Origin of the sequence: Pseudonocardia sp. HH130630-07 (assembly GCF_001698125.1) — a bacterium.
In the GTDB taxonomy this organism is placed as follows: domain Bacteria; phylum Actinomycetota; class Actinomycetes; order Mycobacteriales; family Pseudonocardiaceae; genus Pseudonocardia.
In genome coordinates this window covers 2728378-2742650 of sequence record NZ_CP013854.1, presented here as the reverse complement: position 1 = coordinate 2742650, position 14273 = coordinate 2728378, and the positions used below count along the sequence as shown (strand labels likewise).

Below are 14273 nucleotides of genomic sequence, written 5' to 3'. Positions count from 1 at the left end.
TCCGATCGCACCATCGCGACCTGCGACGCTCTGGATGAAAAGGTTTGCAGTCAGAATGGACGCTGTCAACGGCCGTCCGTAATCTGGCGCCGTCGTCCGTCCGGAGGGAGCGAGGCAGCGGTGGCCGTCACGATCGTCGAAGTGGCCCAGCTCGCCGGGGTCTCCCCGGCGACCGTCTCGCGCGCGTTCAGCCGCCCCGACCTGCTGCGCGACGACACCCGGGAGGCGGTCCTGCGGGCCGCCGACAAGCTCGGGTACTCGCCCAACCGGGCGGCCCAGGGCCTGGTCACCGGCCGGACCGGGAACATCGGGGTGCTCGTGCCCGACATCGTCAACCCGTTCTACCCCCCGGTCATCAAGGGGGCGACCGACGCCGCGGCGATGACCGACCTCTCGGTGTTCCTCGCGACCACCGACTCCGATCCCCGGCGCGAGCTGCGGATGGCCCGGGAGATGGCGAAGCAGGTCGACGGCCTGGTCCTGTGCGCCACCCAGCTCCCCGACGACGACCTGGCCCTGCTCGCCGGACACTGCCCGCTGGTGCTGGTGAACAGCGAGCGTCCCGGCCTGACCTCGGTCGTCATCGACACCGAGCCCGGGATGACCCGGGCCGTGGACCATCTCGCCGATCTCGGGCACCCCGGATTCGTCTACCTCTCCGGGCCGGAGACCTCGTGGTCGAACTCCCGCCGGCTCGCCGTCCTGCGCGCGCACGCCGTCGAGCGCGGCCTGGCGATGACCGTCCTCGGCCCGTTCGACCCGAGCTACGCCTCCGGCCTGGCCGCTGCCGACCTCGTGATCGGCAGCGGTGCGACGGCGGTCGTCGCGTTCGACGACCAGATGGCGCTGGGCGTGCTGACCGGCCTGGCCGACCAGCAGGTCGACGTGCCGGGGGAGATCTCGGTGATCGGCTGCGACGACGTCCTGCCGGTCGGCATGGCCCGACCGTCGCTGACCACGGTGAACGCCCCGTGCGCCCGGCTCGGCCGGCGCGCCGTCGCGCTGATCCCGCGGGCCGGGCAGGCCGAGCGGCACGCCTACGACGGCACCCTCGTGGTCCGCGGGTCGACCGGCCGGGCGGCCTCCTGACCCCAGCGGCCGGGTTGACGTGAAAACGTTTGCATCCCATGCTGACCGTCCACAGCTCCACTCCCCGGCAGGAGACCGACCCGATGACCGTGATCAGCGGACGCGACGTCGCCACCGGCCGCCCGGTGCGGGTGCACGCCACGGGCCCGACCATCGACGCGGTGGAGCCCGGCGGCCCGCCGCCCGGCGACGACGACGTCTGGGTCGCACCCGGGCTCGTCGACCTGCAGGTGAACGGGTTCGCCGGGCGCGACGTCAACGCCGCCGGCGTGACCGCGGCCGACGTGGCGCACCTGACCGCGGAGCTCACCGCGATCGGGTCACGACCTGGGTCCCGACGATCATCACGGCGTCCGAGGAGCGGATCGTCGCCGCCCTGGAGGTCGTCGCGGCGGCCCGGCGGGCCGATCCGGCGGTCGCCCACGCGATCCCGTTCGTCCATCTCGAGGGCCCGCACATCTCCGACCTGGACGGCCCGCGCGGCGCGCACGACCGGCGGTGGGTGCGGCCGCCGTCGATCGCGGAGTACCGGCGCTGGCAGCGCGCGGCCGGCGGGCTCATCGGCATCGTCACGCTGTCGCCGCACCATCCGGGCAGCCGGGAGTACGTCGCGGCGCTGCACGCCGACGGGGTGCACGCGGCGGTCGGGCACACGCACGCGACCGGGGCGGAGATCGACGCCGCGGCCGGGGCGGGCGCCGTCCTGAGCACGCACCTGGGCAACGGCGCGCACGGCGAGCTGCCCCGGCACCCCAACTACATCTGGTCCCAGCTCGCCGACGACCGCCTCACCGCAACCTTCATCGCCGACGGGCACCACCTGCCGGGCGAGGTGCTGCGGTCGATGCTCCGGGCGAAGGGGCCCGGGCGCAGCGTCCTGGTGTCCGACGCCGTCGCGCTGGCCGGGATGCCGCCGGGCAGCTACGAGACCCCGGTGGGCGGGACCGTCGAGCTGTCCGCGGACGGGCGGCTGTCCCGGCCGGGCACCCCGTTCCTGGCCGGCGCGGCCTGCAGCCTCGCCGACGCGGTCGCGCGGGTGACCGGGCTCGCCGGGATCGGCCTGGCCGACGCGGTCACCCTGGCGACGGCGAGCCCCGCGCGGTTCCTGCCCCCGGGGTGCCCGGACCGCGGGGTGCTCCGGGCGGGCGCCGCCGCCGACGTCATCACCTTCCGGTGGCGCCCGGGGGATCCCACGCTCGACGTCCGGACCGTGCTCGCGGGCGGGCGACCGGTCACCACGGAGGCCCGGCATGCCGGCTGACCTGTCCGCCGCGACGCTCGCGCGGGTCCCGGAACGGATGCGGCCACGGGCCCGTCCCGGCGGTGCCGCTACGGCGGCCGGTGCGGGAGCCGCGCCGGGGATCGTGCACCTCGGGCCCGGTGCGTTCCACCGTGCCCACCAGGCCGTCCACACCGAGGACGCGACCGCCGCCTCCGGTGACGACCGCTGGGGCATCCTCGGGGTCGCGCCGCGCAGCACCGGGGTCGTCGACCGGCTCGCCGCGCAGGACTGCCTCTACAGCCTGACCGAGGCCGGTGCCCGGGGTCGCTCGACCCGGGTCGTCGGCGCCCTGACCGCCACCCTGGCCCTGACCCGGGACCGCCCGGAGGTCGTCGCGGCGATCGCCTCGCCGCACACCCGGATCGTCACCCTGACGATCACCGAGGACGGCTACACCGGTGGCGACGCCGTGACCGTGCTCGCCGACGGCCTGCTCGCCCGGCTCGCCGCCGGTGCGACGCCGGTGGCCCTGGTGAGCTGCGACAACGTCCGTAACCGGGACCAGGTCCTGCGGCGGGCGGTGGACGCGGCGGCAGCCCGCCTGGAGCCCGGCCGGCGGCGGGCGCTGGCGGAGTTCGTCGCGGGCGCCGTGACGTTCCCCGGCTCGGTCGTCGACCGCATCACCCCGGCCGCGACCGACCGGGACGCCGCGCTGGCGTCGGCGGCGCTGGGGGTGCGCGACGCGGCCGCCGTGGTCACCGAGCCGTACAGCAGCTGGGTGCTGACCGACGACTTCCCCGGCGGGCGGCCCCGCTGGGAGGACGCCGGGGTCACCTTCGCCGCCGACGTCGAGCCGTTCGAGCGGCTGAAGCTGCGTGTCCTCAACGCCGCCCACTCCGCGCTCGCCTACCTGGGCGGCCCGGCCGGGCACCGGACGATCGCGGCGGCGGCCGGGGACCCACGGCTGCTGGCTCTGGTGCGCCGGATGGTGCACGACGAGGTCGCCCCGGCCCTCGCCGCCCACGGCACCCCCGTCGCGGACACCCGGCACTACCTCGACACCGTGCTCGGGCGGTTCGCCAACCCGCACCTGCCGCACACCACGGCGCAGGTGGCCAGGGACGGCTCGCGCAAGCTCCCGGTCCGGATCCTGGACACGATCACCGAGCTGCGGCGGGCCGGGACGATGCCGGACGCGGCGACGTCGGTCGTGGCCGCCTGGATCCGCACCGTCCGGAACCCCGTGTCCGACGACGGCGGCCCGCTCGCCGTCGTCGACCCGCTGCTGTCCCGCGGGGTGCTGGCCGACCCGGGGCGGGCCACGGCCGCGGAGTTCCTCCGGCTGCTCACCGCGGACGGCGACGGTGCGCTCGCCGCCGACGAGGAGTTCCTGGCGCTGCTCGACGCCCGGGTCCGGGAGCTGGACCGGCACGGGACGGCCGCCGTCCTGGGATGACCTCGGACAGCACCGGACAGCACCGGACAGCACCGGGCGGGTCCGTACCGGGACCGGTAGACAGGGCCGATGCGCTGGTACGCGGAACGCCCGGGACGGCTCGCCCGGCAGGTGCTCGCCGACCTCGTCGCCCTGGCCTGGGCGGTGCTCGCGGTGCTGGCCGGGATCGCCGCGCACGACGGCCTGTCCGCCCTGCGCGGGCCCGGCGAGTCACTGGTCGCGGCCGGTGGCCGGGTCACCGACGCCTTCACCGGCGTCTCCGGGGCGGTGTCGGCGATCCCGCTCGTCGGCACCGACCTGGCCAGGGCCCTGGACCCGGCGACCGCGGCGGGCACCGACCTGGCCGACGCCGGACGGCAGTACGGCGAGACGGTCGGCGCGCTCGCGACCGGGGCGCTCGTCGTCGTACCGCTGCTGATGCTGCTGCCGGTGGTCCTCGGCTGGCTGCCGCTGCGGCTGCGTTACGCCCGGCGGGCCGGTTCCGCGGTGGCCGCCCGAGGGACGGCGGACGACCTGCTCGCGGTGCGTGCGCTCACCAGGGTCCCGGTGCGTCGGCTCACCCGGATTGCGCCGGATCCGGCGGCGGCCTGGCGGTCCGGCGATCCCGGCGTCGTCCGGGAGCTGGCCGCACTCGAGCTCGGCGACCTGGGGCTGCGTCCCGGGCGGTGACCGGCGGGTCAGCCGTCCTGGTCAGGGGAGCTGGCGTGCGCCCAGTACCGGCGCGGGATCCGGCCGGCGTGCCGGGCGTCCCACCCGGCCTCGACGCCGTGGCGCATCGCCCGCGCCATCCGCTCCGGATCCGCCGCCCTGGTCACCGCCGTCGCGAGCAGCACGGCGTCGCAGCCCAGCTCCATCGCCAGCGCCGCCTCGGACGCGGTGCCGATCCCGGCGTCGAGCACGACCGGGACGCCGGCCGCGGCGACGATCATCTCGATGTTGTGCGGGTTCCGGATGCCCAGCCCGGTGCCGATCGGCGACCCCAGCGGCATGACGGCCGCGCACCCGGCCTGCTCCAGCTTCCGGGCGAGCACCGGGTCGTCGTTGGTGTAGGGCAGCACGGTGAAGCCGTCGTCGACGAGCTGCTCGGCGGCGTCGAGCAGCTCGACCGGGTCCGGCAGCAGGGTCCGCTCGTCCGCGACGACCTCGAGCTTGACCAGGTCGGTCTCCAGCGCCTCGCGCGCCATCCGGGCGGTGAGCACGGCCTCGGCCGCGGTCCGGCAGCCCGCCGTGTTCGGCAGGATCCGGATGCCGAGCGTGCGCAACAGGTCCAGCAGCCCGGTCCCGCCCTCGACGTCGACCCGGCGCAGCGCGACCGTCGTCAGCTCGGTGCCGGACGCGACCAGCGCCCGCTGCAGGATCTCCAGGTTCGCCGCACCCCCGGTGCCCATGACCAGGCGGGAGTCGAACAGGTGGTCCCCGAACGCGAGCTTGTCCATCGTCATCCTCCCTGTACCGCGGTCAGCACCTCGACCCGCGCGCCGTCCGCCGGGGTCGTCGTGGCCCAGGCCGCCCGCGGGACGACCTCGCCGTCCACCGCGACCGCCACCCCGCGCTCCGGCAGCCCGGCCGCGGCCAGCACGCCGGCGAGATCGGCCCCATCGGGGACCTCGTGGTCCTTCCCGTTCAGCACGATCCGCATCCTCAGCTCCTCTCCACCGCGGCCGGTTCGACCCGCCGCGGGTCCGCCGGACGGGCGGCGTCGGGCACGGCGTCGCCGCGCAGCGCCGCGACGACGGCCGCCGCGGTCACCGGCACGAGCAGCATGCCGTTGCGGCCGTGGCCGGTCGCCGCGACCAGCCCCTCCGGCCCGATCCGGCCGATCAGCGGCAGGTTGTCCCGGCTGCCGGGACGCAGTCCCGCCACCGCCTCGACCAGTGCGTACTCCGCGATCCCCGGGAGGACCCGCTCGGCGTCGCGCAGCAGGTCCCGGACCCCGCCGACGGTGACCGTGGTGTCGAACCCGTTCTCCGCCGTCGTCGCGCCGACCACCAGGTCACCGTGGCCGGGTACCGCGCGCGGGACGGCGTACACCGGGCGCCCGTCGACCAGCGCCCGCACCGTCCGCTCCGGCGGCGGGAGCGCCCCGGGCCGGTGCGCCAGCCGCAGGATCTCGCCCTTCACCGGCCGGACCAGCCCGGCGAGCGCCGGGTGCAGCTCCGGGGAGTGCGCACCGGCGGCGACGACCACCGCGTCCGCGCGGATCTCACCGCCGTCGCCCAGCCGGACGCCGGTCACGGCGGTCCCGTCGTCCACCACCGCCGCCACCGCCCGGGTGTCGACGGCCACCCCGGCCCGGTCGCACGCGGCACGCAACGCCGCCAGCAACCGGCGGTTGTCCACCGACGGGTCGCCGGGTACCGAGATGCCGCCCCGGACGTCCGGCCCGATCGCCGGCTCCAGCCGGCGCAGCTCACGGCCGGTCAGCCGCTGCACCGGACGGCCGAGGGAGTCGAGGTGGTCGGCGAGCGCGTGCAGCTCGGCACGGTCCCCGGAGCCGGTCGCCGCGACGACGGTGCCCTCCGGGTGCAGCCCGGCGTCGAACCCGGCGTCGGCGGACACCGCGGCCGCGAACAGCGGCCACCGGGCCACCGAGTCGAGCCCGAGTGCGAGCAGGTCCTCCTCGCCGGGCCAGGCCTCGGTCACCGGGGCCAGCATCCCGCCGGCCACCCAGGAGGCCCCGCTGGCCGGTGCCGGGTCGACGAGCGTCACCCGCCAGCCGTCCTGCGCGGCCGCCCGGGCCACCGCGAGCCCGATGACCCCGGCTCCGGGGACGACCAGGCGTCCGGTCGCATGTCCGATCATGGTTCGACGTCACCCCACTCCCTGCGCCGGCATGACCCGGATCAGGTTCGACGGTCGGGACCGCGACTTGGTCCCCTCTCAGCCCGCGCGCCGGGCTCCCGTGTTCACGCTCGTACGCGGACCAGGCTACGCCGTAGCGTGCGGGCCGTGCCCGACACCGATTCCCGTACCGGCTCCCGCGCCGCGCGGCTCGCCCGCCTGCAGGACGCGCGGCTCTACCTGTGTACCGACGCCCGCACCGAGCGGGGTGACCTGGCCGCGTTCGCCGACGCCGCGCTCGGCGGCGGGGTCGACGTCGTGCAGCTCCGGGACAAGGGCGGGCCCCAGGGCCCGCTGGAGGCCGCGGCCGAGCTCGCCGCGCTGGAGATCCTGGCCGACGCCTGCCGCCGGCACGGCGCCCTGCTCGCGGTGAACGACCGGGCGGACGTCGCGCTGGCCGCCGGCGCGGACGTCCTGCACCTCGGCCAGGACGACCTGCCGGTGCACTGGGCCCGGCGGGTGGTCGGCGACGAGGTGCTCCTCGGGCGGTCGTCGCACAGCGCGGAGGAGACCCTGCGGGCGGCCGGCGAGCCGGGGATCGACTACTTCTGTGCCGGGCCGTGCTGGCCGACGCCGACGAAGCCCGGCCGCCCCGCCCCCGGCCTCGACCTGGTGCGCACCGTCGCCGGCCGGGCGCCGGAGCGGCCGTGGTTCGCGATCGGCGGCATCGACGAGCAGCGCCTCGACGAGGTCCTCGCGGCCGGGGCGGAGCGGATCGTCGTCGTCCGTGCGATCACCGGGGCCGAGGACCCGGGCGCCGCCGCCGCCCGGTTGCGGAAGCGGCTGCCCGGCGGCTCCGGTCAGTTCGAGGAGCCCTCGCCGTCCTGACCCGAGCGGTCCGACTGCTGCCGGCCGGACTCGGGCTGCTGCGTCGGCAGCACCCGGTTCAGGCCCTCCTGGAGCGGGTTCTCGCCGCGCGAGCCGTTCTCCCCGGTCTGCTCACCGGACTCGCCGGTGCTGCTGCCGGTGCTGTCGGTCGAGGTCTCCGAGCTGCTGCTGGTCGAGGACTCCGAGCTCTCGGTCGTGGACTCCGAACCGCCGGTGGAACCGCTGCCGTCGTCGGCGGGCTCGGCCGGCGGCGGGCCGGAGACCACCCGGCCGACCGAGGTGCCGGAGCTGGTGCCCGCCAGCGACGAGCCCTTGACCACCTCGATCCCGGTGATCAGGAACATCGAGACGCCGAACGTGACCAGCCCGAGCACCGCGGCCACGATCACCGTCCGCCGGGTCACCCGGACCCGGCGCCAGCCGCCGCGACCGCCGGACGGCTGCCCGGGGGCCTGCGACGGGTCCAGCAGGACCGTCTCCTCACCGGTGGAGCCGCTGGGACCGCCCGGGTGCCCGGCCGCCGCGACCGTGCCGGCGACACCCCGGCCCTTGCGGGCCGCGGCCTTGTCCTTGATCTCCAGGGCCTTGTTCCTGCTCACCTCGATCGAGCGGGTGAACAGGGTCGTCGCGAGCGTCGAGATGATCGAGCCCAGCGCCGCGCCGACGATGGTCCCGACGGCGCCGAGGAACGACCCGAGGATCGCCGTGACGATGGCCGCCCCGGCACCGGCCGCGATCTTGGTCGGGCTCAGGTCCGCCTTCAGCGACGTCGTCTCACCGCCCGCCGCGGTCGTCGGCGACGGGGAGGCGGCGGCGGTTCCGCCGCCGGGTCCCGGCCGGTCCCCGCCGACCGGGCCGTTCGGGCCCCCGGGGCCGGTCGCCGGTAGCGGCGCCGCGGCACCGGCCGGGCGCGCCCCCGGCTGCCCGCCGGGCGGCGTCCCCGGCGGGACCCCCGGCCCGGGCACGACCCGGGTCGGCCGGGGCACGCCCTGCCGGGGCGGACCGGGTGGTCCGGGACGCTGCGGCCGCGACGACGCGGTGCGCCGCTGGTCCGGGACGCGGGGCGTCTCCGGGGCGGCCACCGGGTGCCCGGTGCGGCTGGGGGGTACGGGGCGGTTCGGGCCGGGAACGCCGCGACGCGGGTCGGGCTCCGGGGGACGCTGGTGTGCCATGGCTCCTTGCAGCAGTCGTCGGCGGAGGTGCTCCTGCAGGTGGGAACGTCCGGGCACGGGCGAACGCGCCGGATGATCACCGGATGTGCGAACCGTCACCCGTCCGAGTGAAAGGTCACGGCGAGGTCACGATACTAGCGTCACCCGCCGTCGGCACCTGTCACCGGGGGTGACGAATCCCCGGGTGATCGCCGGGCAGCGCCGTACGCAGCAACGGCCACGACACGAGCAGGCTGAGCCCGACCAGCGCGGGGCTCAGCACGGTGCGGGCGAGCGCGAGCAGCACGACCTGATCGGCCGCCCACAACGGGATGAAGACCGCCAGCCGCACCACGTACTGGAGCACCCACGCCCAGGACGCCCGCTGGTAGCCCCGCAGGAGGTCCGGATCGCGGCGCCAACGGCTCCGCTGCCCGAGCGCCGTACCCAGGACCACGCCGAGCAACGGCCACCGGACGACGATCGAGATCGCCCACACCAGCGCGCTGCCCATGTTCGACACGATCTGGACCAGGAAGAAGTCCGACGCCCGGCCGGTCAGCAGCGCCACCCCGGCCGCGACGACGACGCCGGCCAGCCCGAACAGCACCGCGCGCGGCCTGCGGCCCTGGCGCAGCCGCCACAGCGCCACCGCGGCCCCGGCCACGATCGCCGCACCCGCGCCCCAGTTGACGCCGAACGCCGAGCCCGCGGTCCCCGCGACCACCCAGCCGAGCGCGAACGCGACGACCGGGACCGACGCGTCGACCGCACCGGCCCGGCCGCCCAGGAGCTCCGACAGACCCGGGTCCGGCGGGGACGGGGCACGGGAGGCGGGATCACCCTCTGGGGTCACGCCACCAAGGGTGCCCTATCCCGCGCCCCGCGGTGTGCAGCGGCACGGATCAGCGGACCGGTGTGGTGTCCCGGGCACCGATGTGGGCCGGTCGCGGCCGCGGCGCGGCGAACGGCTCACCACACGCGTTCTCGACGCTGTTGAACACCAGGAAGATGTTCGAGCGCGGGTACGGGGTGATGTTGTCGCCCGAGCCGTGCATGCAGTTCGAGTCGAAGAACGTCGCCGCGCCCGCCGCGCCGGTCATCATCGCGATGCCGTGCCGCTGCGCGAGCGCCGAGATCGACCCGGCGTCCGGGGTGCCGGCCTCCTGCTCGCGCAGCGACGAGACGTGGTTGTCCTCCGGCGTGCGCCCCACGCAGGACACGAACGTCCGGTGCGATCCCGGCATGATCATCAGGCAGCCGTTGAACGGGTGGTTGTCGGTCAGCGAGATCGAGCAGCTGACCGCCCGCGGACCGGGCATCCCGTCCTCGGCGTGCCAGGTCTCGAAGTCGGAGTGCCAGTAGAATCCCCCGCCGCGCAGGCCCGGCTTGTAGTTGATCCGGCTCTGGTGGACGTAGACGTCGGAGCCGAGGATCTGGCGGGCCCGGGACAGCACCCGCTCGTCACGGACCAGCCGGCCGATCGCGTCCGAGATGCGGTGCACCTCGAAGATCGAGCGGACCTCGTCGGACGACTTCTCCACCACGCAGCGCTCGTCGGCGCGCACGTCCGGGTCGGTCGCGAGCCGCTCCAGCTCGGCCTGGTACTCGGTCACCTCGTCGGCGGTGAGCAGCGCGGGGACGCCGACGAAGCCGTCGCGCTCGTGCGCGTCGAGCTCCTGGGCCCCGAACATCCCGGCGCTCGCCCGGCCGCCCCAGACGGTGGGCTCGGCGCGGTCGACGAAGGCGGGGGTCCCGGAGACGCGCGTGGGGTAGCGGTCGGCGCGCAGGCTGCGGGTGTCGGGCTGGGGGTCGAGGTTCGTACTGCCGGCGACAGCGGTCACGGGCGGTCCTCCTAGCGGTGGTGCGATGTCCTTTCCCGGGATCGGCCTGTATCTAGACCGCGAGGGGCGTTCCCGCTGCCGGGCAGCGGAAACGCCCCTCGAGACGGTGGTTGTAGCTCAGTCCTCGACGACGAGCGGGTAGACCCCGTTCTCGTCGTGGACCTCCCGGCCGGTGACCGGCGGGTTGAAGACGCAGACGCACTTGATCTGGGTCTTCGGGCGCAGCTGGTGGCGCTCGTTACCGCTCAGCACGTAGATGGAGCCCGGCGCCAGCTGGTAGGTGACGTCGTTGTCCTTGTCGTAGAGCTCGCCCTCACCCTGGGTGATGAAGACGGCCTCGATGTGGTTGGCGTACCAGAAGTCGTTGATCGTCCCGGCTTCGAGGGTGGTCTCGTGGACCGAGAACCCCACCTTGTCGTTCGCCAGCACGATCCGCTTGCTGCGCCACTGCCCGTTCTCGGACTTGACGTCGCGCTCGGTGTCGGTGATCTCGTCGAGGGTACGGACGATCATGTGGGTATCAGCTCCCGATGACGGTGCGGACGGACTCGCCGATGATTGCAAGTCCCTCGTCGAGCTCGTCGTCGGTGGTCGTCAACGGCGGCAGGAGCTTGAGGACCTCGTCGTTCGGGCCCGCGGTCTCCAGCAGCAGCCGGTGCTCGAAGGCCTTCCCGGCGATCTTCTCCGCCAGGCCCTCGCCCTCGAACTGGATGCCCCGTGCCAGGCCGCGGCCCTTCACGAACATCTCGGTGCCCGGGTTGTCCGCGATGATCTTGTTGAAGCCCTCCTCGACCTTCTCGCCCTTGCGGATCGTGTCCTTCTCCAGGGTGTCGTCGGTCCACCAGTTGCGCAGGGTGTGGGTGGCCGTCACGAAGGCAGGGTTGTTGCCGCGGAAGGTCCCGTTGTGCTCACCGGGGCCCCACTGGTCGTGCTCGGGCTTGATCAGCACCAGGGCCATCGGCAGGCCGTAGCCGGAGATGGACTTCGAGATGGTGACGATGTCGGGCTTGATCCCGGCGATCTCGAAGGAGAAGAACGGGCCGGTCCGGCCGCACCCCATCTGGACGTCGTCGACGATCAGCAGGATGCCCTTGCGCCGGCACAGGTCCTCGAGGCCCTGCAGCCACTCGATCCGGGCCGGGTTGAGCCCGCCCTCGCCCTGCACCGTCTCGACGATGACCGCGGCCGGCTCGTTCAGGCTGGACCCGGTGTCGTCGAGGACCTTCTCGAACCACAGGAAGTCGGGCATCTTGCCGTCGAAGTAGTTGTCGAACGGCATCGGCGTCGAGTGCACCAGCGGGATGCCGGCCCCGCCGCGCTTCATCGAGTTGCCGGTCACCGACAGCGCGCCCAGCGTCATGCCGTGGAACGCGTTGGTGAAGTTGATCAGCGCTTCCCTGCCGGAGATCTTGCGCGCCAGCTTCAGCGCGGACTCCACGGCGTTGGCGCCGGTCGGGCCGGGGAACTGGACCTTGTACTCCAGGCCGCGCGGCGCCAGGATCACGTCCTGGAAGGTGGTCAGGAACTCACCCTTGGCCCTGGTGTACATGTCCAGGCCGTGGGTGATGCCGTCGCCGGTCAGGTAGTCGATCAGCGGCTGCTTCAGCGCGTCCGGGTTGTGCCCGTAGTTCAGGGCCCCGGCACCTCCGAAGAAGTCGAGGTAGGAGTGGCCGTCGACGTCGGTCAGGCGGCTGCCCTTGGCCGTGTCGAAGACGACCGGCCAGTTGCGGCAGTAACTCCGGACCTGGGACTCGAGATCCTCGAAAACGGTCATTTCTTCCCACCCTTGTCTGCTGCGATCGGGCCGATGCGGTAGAGGTGCTCCGGCTCGTGCGAATCGCCGAGCAGGTCCGGGCCGAACAGATCGGACCGCTCGATGGTCGTGTCGTGTCGTCTGGCGAAGGAGCTGAAGAGCTTGATGGACGACGCGTTGTCTGGTGTGATCGTCGTCTCCATCCGGTCGGCGCCGGAGTCCGCGGCCGCGGCGTCCCACACGGCGTCGAGCATGCGGCCGGCGAGCCCGGCCCCCCGCGCGACCGGGTCCACGCACACCTGCCAGATCAGCAGGGTGCCGGGCGCCTGCGGGCGCAGGTAGCCGGTGACGTAACCGACGGCGCGGCCGTCGCTCCGGCGGGCGATCACCGACGTGCGCGCGAAGTCGCGGCACCACAGCACGTAGGCGTAGCGGGAGTTCGCGTCCAGCGTCTGCGACTCGACCGCGAGACGCTCCATGTCGACCCCGTCGGCCGCGGACGGGACCACGATCTCGTAGGAGTGGTCGCCGCCGGCGCCGGCACCCGCCGGGGCCCCGGACGAGGGTGCGGACGCTCGGGATTCGGCCTGCTCGGGAGCGATCATGTCGGTCGAGATTAACGGGCGGACGGGGCAGGTGCAGGTTCTGACGGGCAGCACGGGCGCCCGGAGCACCGGATCTCGTGACCGGGGTCACAGTCCACGAATGGGTGCACGAACCGGGCGTCCGCCCAGCAAGCGGGCGTTTTCCGGTGCCTCCGGCGACCCGCGTGGGGGACGCCGGCACCGGTCGTCCCAGCCGTCGTCGTGGCGCTCACCACGCTCCGCGACGGAGGCCCCGCAAGTTCGGCCGTTCGTGCGGATGCACTTGCATCTGCACGACTCTCGCGCGACGATGGACGCTCCGCCGAACCGCGCCCGGAGGAGCCATCGTGCCGGTACCACCCGCAAGTACGCGTCAGGCGCCGTCGTCCGCGTCCGTCGCGGCGCCGGAACCAGGCATCACCGTCACCTGCGCCAGCGACGGGCGGAGCCACGTCGTCCCGCACGCGGTGCTCGCGGACTCCCTGACCGCCGAGTCGGGCCGGTGCACCGCGGTCTGCGGTCACATCGTGCTGCCCGCCTCGCTCGCGTCACCGCCCGGGGCCGGGTGCGTGCTCTGCGAGGAGGCCTCCGGCTCGCCCCGCCGCGCCGTCCGCCGCCGGTCCTGGATCGGCTTCATGCGCACCCCGCGGTCCGCCTGAGGCGTCCGCTCCCCGCGCGCCCGGGGTCCCCGCCCCGGGCGAGACCCGCTCAGCGCCCGCCGCTGACGTCGAGCACCGACCCGGTCACGTAGCTCGCCTCGTCCGAGAGCAGCCACGCGATCGCCGTCGCCACCTCGTCCGGCCGCCCGGCCCGTCCCATCGGGATCGTCGGGGCGACCCGCCCCACCCGGTCCGGTTCCCCGGCCCGCGCGTGGAAGTCGGTGTCCAGCAGCCCCGGGCGCACCGCGGCCACCCGGATGCCGTCGGCCGCCACCTCCTTCGCGAGCCCCACCACCAGTGACTCGACCCCGGCCTTCGCCGCGGCGTAGTCGTTCCACTCGTCGGGCGATCCCAGCACCGCGGCCCGGGACGTGACGTGCACGAGGACGCCGCCGTGGCCGCCGTAGCGCGGTGACATCCGGTGCACCGCCTCCCGGGAGCAGAGCAGCGGGGCCCGGAGGTTGAGCGCGAGCACCCCGTCGATCCGCTCGTCGCTCATGTCCTCCAGGCGCTGCTGCGACGGCGCACCGCCCGCGTTGACGACCACACCGGCCAACGGGGACGGCATCGCCGCGGCCGAGTCGAACAACCGCTCGACGCCCTCGGTCCGGGTGACGTCGGCCGCGACGGCACGGGCCGTCACCCCGCTCGCGCGGCAGTCGGCGACGACGGCCTCGGCGTCGTCGGGCGAGGCCCGGTGGCCCACGAGCACGTCGTGGCCGCGGGACGCCAGCAGCCGCGCGGTGGCGGCCCCGACCCCGCGGCTGGCCCCGGTGACGAGCACCGTCGTGCGGGATCGGACTCCGTCCATGGTCGACGACCTTTCCGCACCGGGTCCGCCACCGG

16 protein-coding genes and 1 riboswitch are annotated in these 14273 nt (G+C 74.7%); of the genes, 6 read left to right on the top strand and 10 right to left on the bottom strand.

All coding sequences use genetic code 11. The features are described 5' to 3' along the window. Window positions 1-120: 120 nt before the first annotated feature. From AFB00_RS33220 to AFB00_RS13375, 4 genes are all read left to right on the top strand, one after another. Entirely contained in the window at window positions 121-1089 is a 969-nt protein-coding gene (locus AFB00_RS33220; protein WP_068797507.1) for a LacI family DNA-binding transcriptional regulator, read from the top strand. A gap of 502 nt (window positions 1090-1591) precedes the next feature. Next, window positions 1592-2350: a hypothetical protein gene (locus AFB00_RS33215; protein ID WP_156819520.1), complete on the top strand. Its 759-nt coding sequence runs from the start codon at window positions 1592-1594 to the stop codon at window positions 2348-2350. Continuing rightward, window positions 2340-3767: a mannitol dehydrogenase family protein gene (locus AFB00_RS13380; protein ID WP_068797506.1), complete on the top strand. Its 1428-nt coding sequence runs from the start codon at window positions 2340-2342 to the stop codon at window positions 3765-3767. The genes AFB00_RS33215 and AFB00_RS13380 overlap by 11 nt, the downstream gene beginning before the upstream one ends. A 69-nt stretch (window positions 3768-3836) precedes the next feature. Next, on the top strand, window positions 3837-4436 hold the full coding sequence (locus AFB00_RS13375; RefSeq protein ID WP_068797505.1) for a hypothetical protein: 600 nt from the start codon (window positions 3837-3839) through the stop codon (window positions 4434-4436). A gap of 8 nt (window positions 4437-4444) precedes the next feature. On the opposite strand, the gene AFB00_RS13370 is transcribed toward AFB00_RS13375, so the two are convergent. From AFB00_RS13370 to thiO, 3 genes are read right to left on the bottom strand one after another with little or no spacing between them, the layout of a single operon-like run. Further along, the gene (locus AFB00_RS13370) at window positions 4445-5203 is read right to left on the bottom strand and encodes a thiazole synthase (RefSeq protein WP_083275498.1); all 759 of its coding nucleotides are present in this window, start codon (window positions 5201-5203) and stop codon (window positions 4445-4447) included. A 2-nt stretch (window positions 5204-5205) separates the two neighbouring features. Further along, on the bottom strand, window positions 5206-5406 hold the full coding sequence (thiS, locus tag AFB00_RS13365; RefSeq protein ID WP_068797503.1) for a sulfur carrier protein ThiS: 201 nt from the start codon (window positions 5404-5406) through the stop codon (window positions 5206-5208). A 2-nt stretch (window positions 5407-5408) separates the two neighbouring features. After that, a complete protein-coding gene (thiO, locus tag AFB00_RS13360; protein WP_068797502.1) occupies window positions 5409-6569 on the bottom strand; it encodes a glycine oxidase ThiO in 1161 nt (386 codons plus the stop codon). Between the two features lies 1 nt (window position 6570). After that, window positions 6571-6681: riboswitch (TPP riboswitch) on the bottom strand. A 26-nt stretch (window positions 6682-6707) separates the two neighbouring features. On the opposite strand from thiO, the gene thiE reads away from it, so the two are divergent. Then, window positions 6708-7436, top strand: a complete 729-nt coding sequence (gene thiE / locus AFB00_RS13355) for a thiamine phosphate synthase (protein ID WP_083275497.1) — start codon at window positions 6708-6710, stop codon at window positions 7434-7436. On the opposite strand, the gene AFB00_RS33210 is transcribed toward thiE, so the two are convergent. From AFB00_RS33210 to ectA, 6 genes are all read right to left on the bottom strand, one after another. After that, window positions 7409-8518 carry a hypothetical protein gene (locus tag AFB00_RS33210; protein WP_156819519.1) on the bottom strand — a complete coding sequence of 370 codons (1110 nt, stop codon included), beginning with the start codon at window positions 8516-8518 and terminating at the stop codon, window positions 7409-7411. The two genes, thiE and AFB00_RS33210, sit on opposite strands and share 28 nt — an antisense overlap. A gap of 250 nt (window positions 8519-8768) precedes the next feature. Further along, the gene (locus AFB00_RS13345) at window positions 8769-9443 is read right to left on the bottom strand and encodes a DUF3159 domain-containing protein (RefSeq protein ID WP_068797500.1); all 675 of its coding nucleotides are present in this window, start codon (window positions 9441-9443) and stop codon (window positions 8769-8771) included. A 49-nt stretch (window positions 9444-9492) separates the two neighbouring features. Next, window positions 9493-10377, bottom strand: coding sequence for an ectoine hydroxylase (gene thpD / locus AFB00_RS13340; RefSeq protein WP_068800279.1), 885 nt, complete (start codon window positions 10375-10377; stop codon window positions 9493-9495). A gap of 171 nt (window positions 10378-10548) precedes the next feature. Then, window positions 10549-10944, bottom strand: coding sequence for an ectoine synthase (locus AFB00_RS13335; protein WP_068797499.1), 396 nt, complete (start codon window positions 10942-10944; stop codon window positions 10549-10551). 7 nt (window positions 10945-10951) lie between these two features. Next, window positions 10952-12205, bottom strand: a complete 1254-nt coding sequence (ectB, locus tag AFB00_RS13330; protein ID WP_068797498.1) for a diaminobutyrate--2-oxoglutarate transaminase — start codon at window positions 12203-12205, stop codon at window positions 10952-10954. After that, entirely contained in the window at window positions 12202-12789 is a 588-nt protein-coding gene (gene ectA / locus AFB00_RS13325) for a diaminobutyrate acetyltransferase (protein WP_083275494.1), read from the bottom strand. The genes ectB and ectA overlap by 4 nt, the downstream gene beginning before the upstream one ends. A gap of 446 nt (window positions 12790-13235) precedes the next feature. On the opposite strand from ectA, the gene AFB00_RS13320 reads away from it, so the two are divergent. Further along, window positions 13236-13427: a hypothetical protein gene (locus AFB00_RS13320; protein WP_068797497.1), complete on the top strand. Its 192-nt coding sequence runs from the start codon at window positions 13236-13238 to the stop codon at window positions 13425-13427. Window positions 13428-13476: 49 nt separating this feature from the next. Here AFB00_RS13320 and AFB00_RS13315 read toward each other — a convergent pair whose 3' ends face one another. Further along, window positions 13477-14238 (bottom strand): SDR family oxidoreductase, encoded by a 762-nt coding sequence (locus AFB00_RS13315; RefSeq protein WP_068797496.1) that lies wholly within the window; start codon window positions 14236-14238, stop codon window positions 13477-13479. Between the last annotated feature and the right edge of the window lie 35 nt (window positions 14239-14273).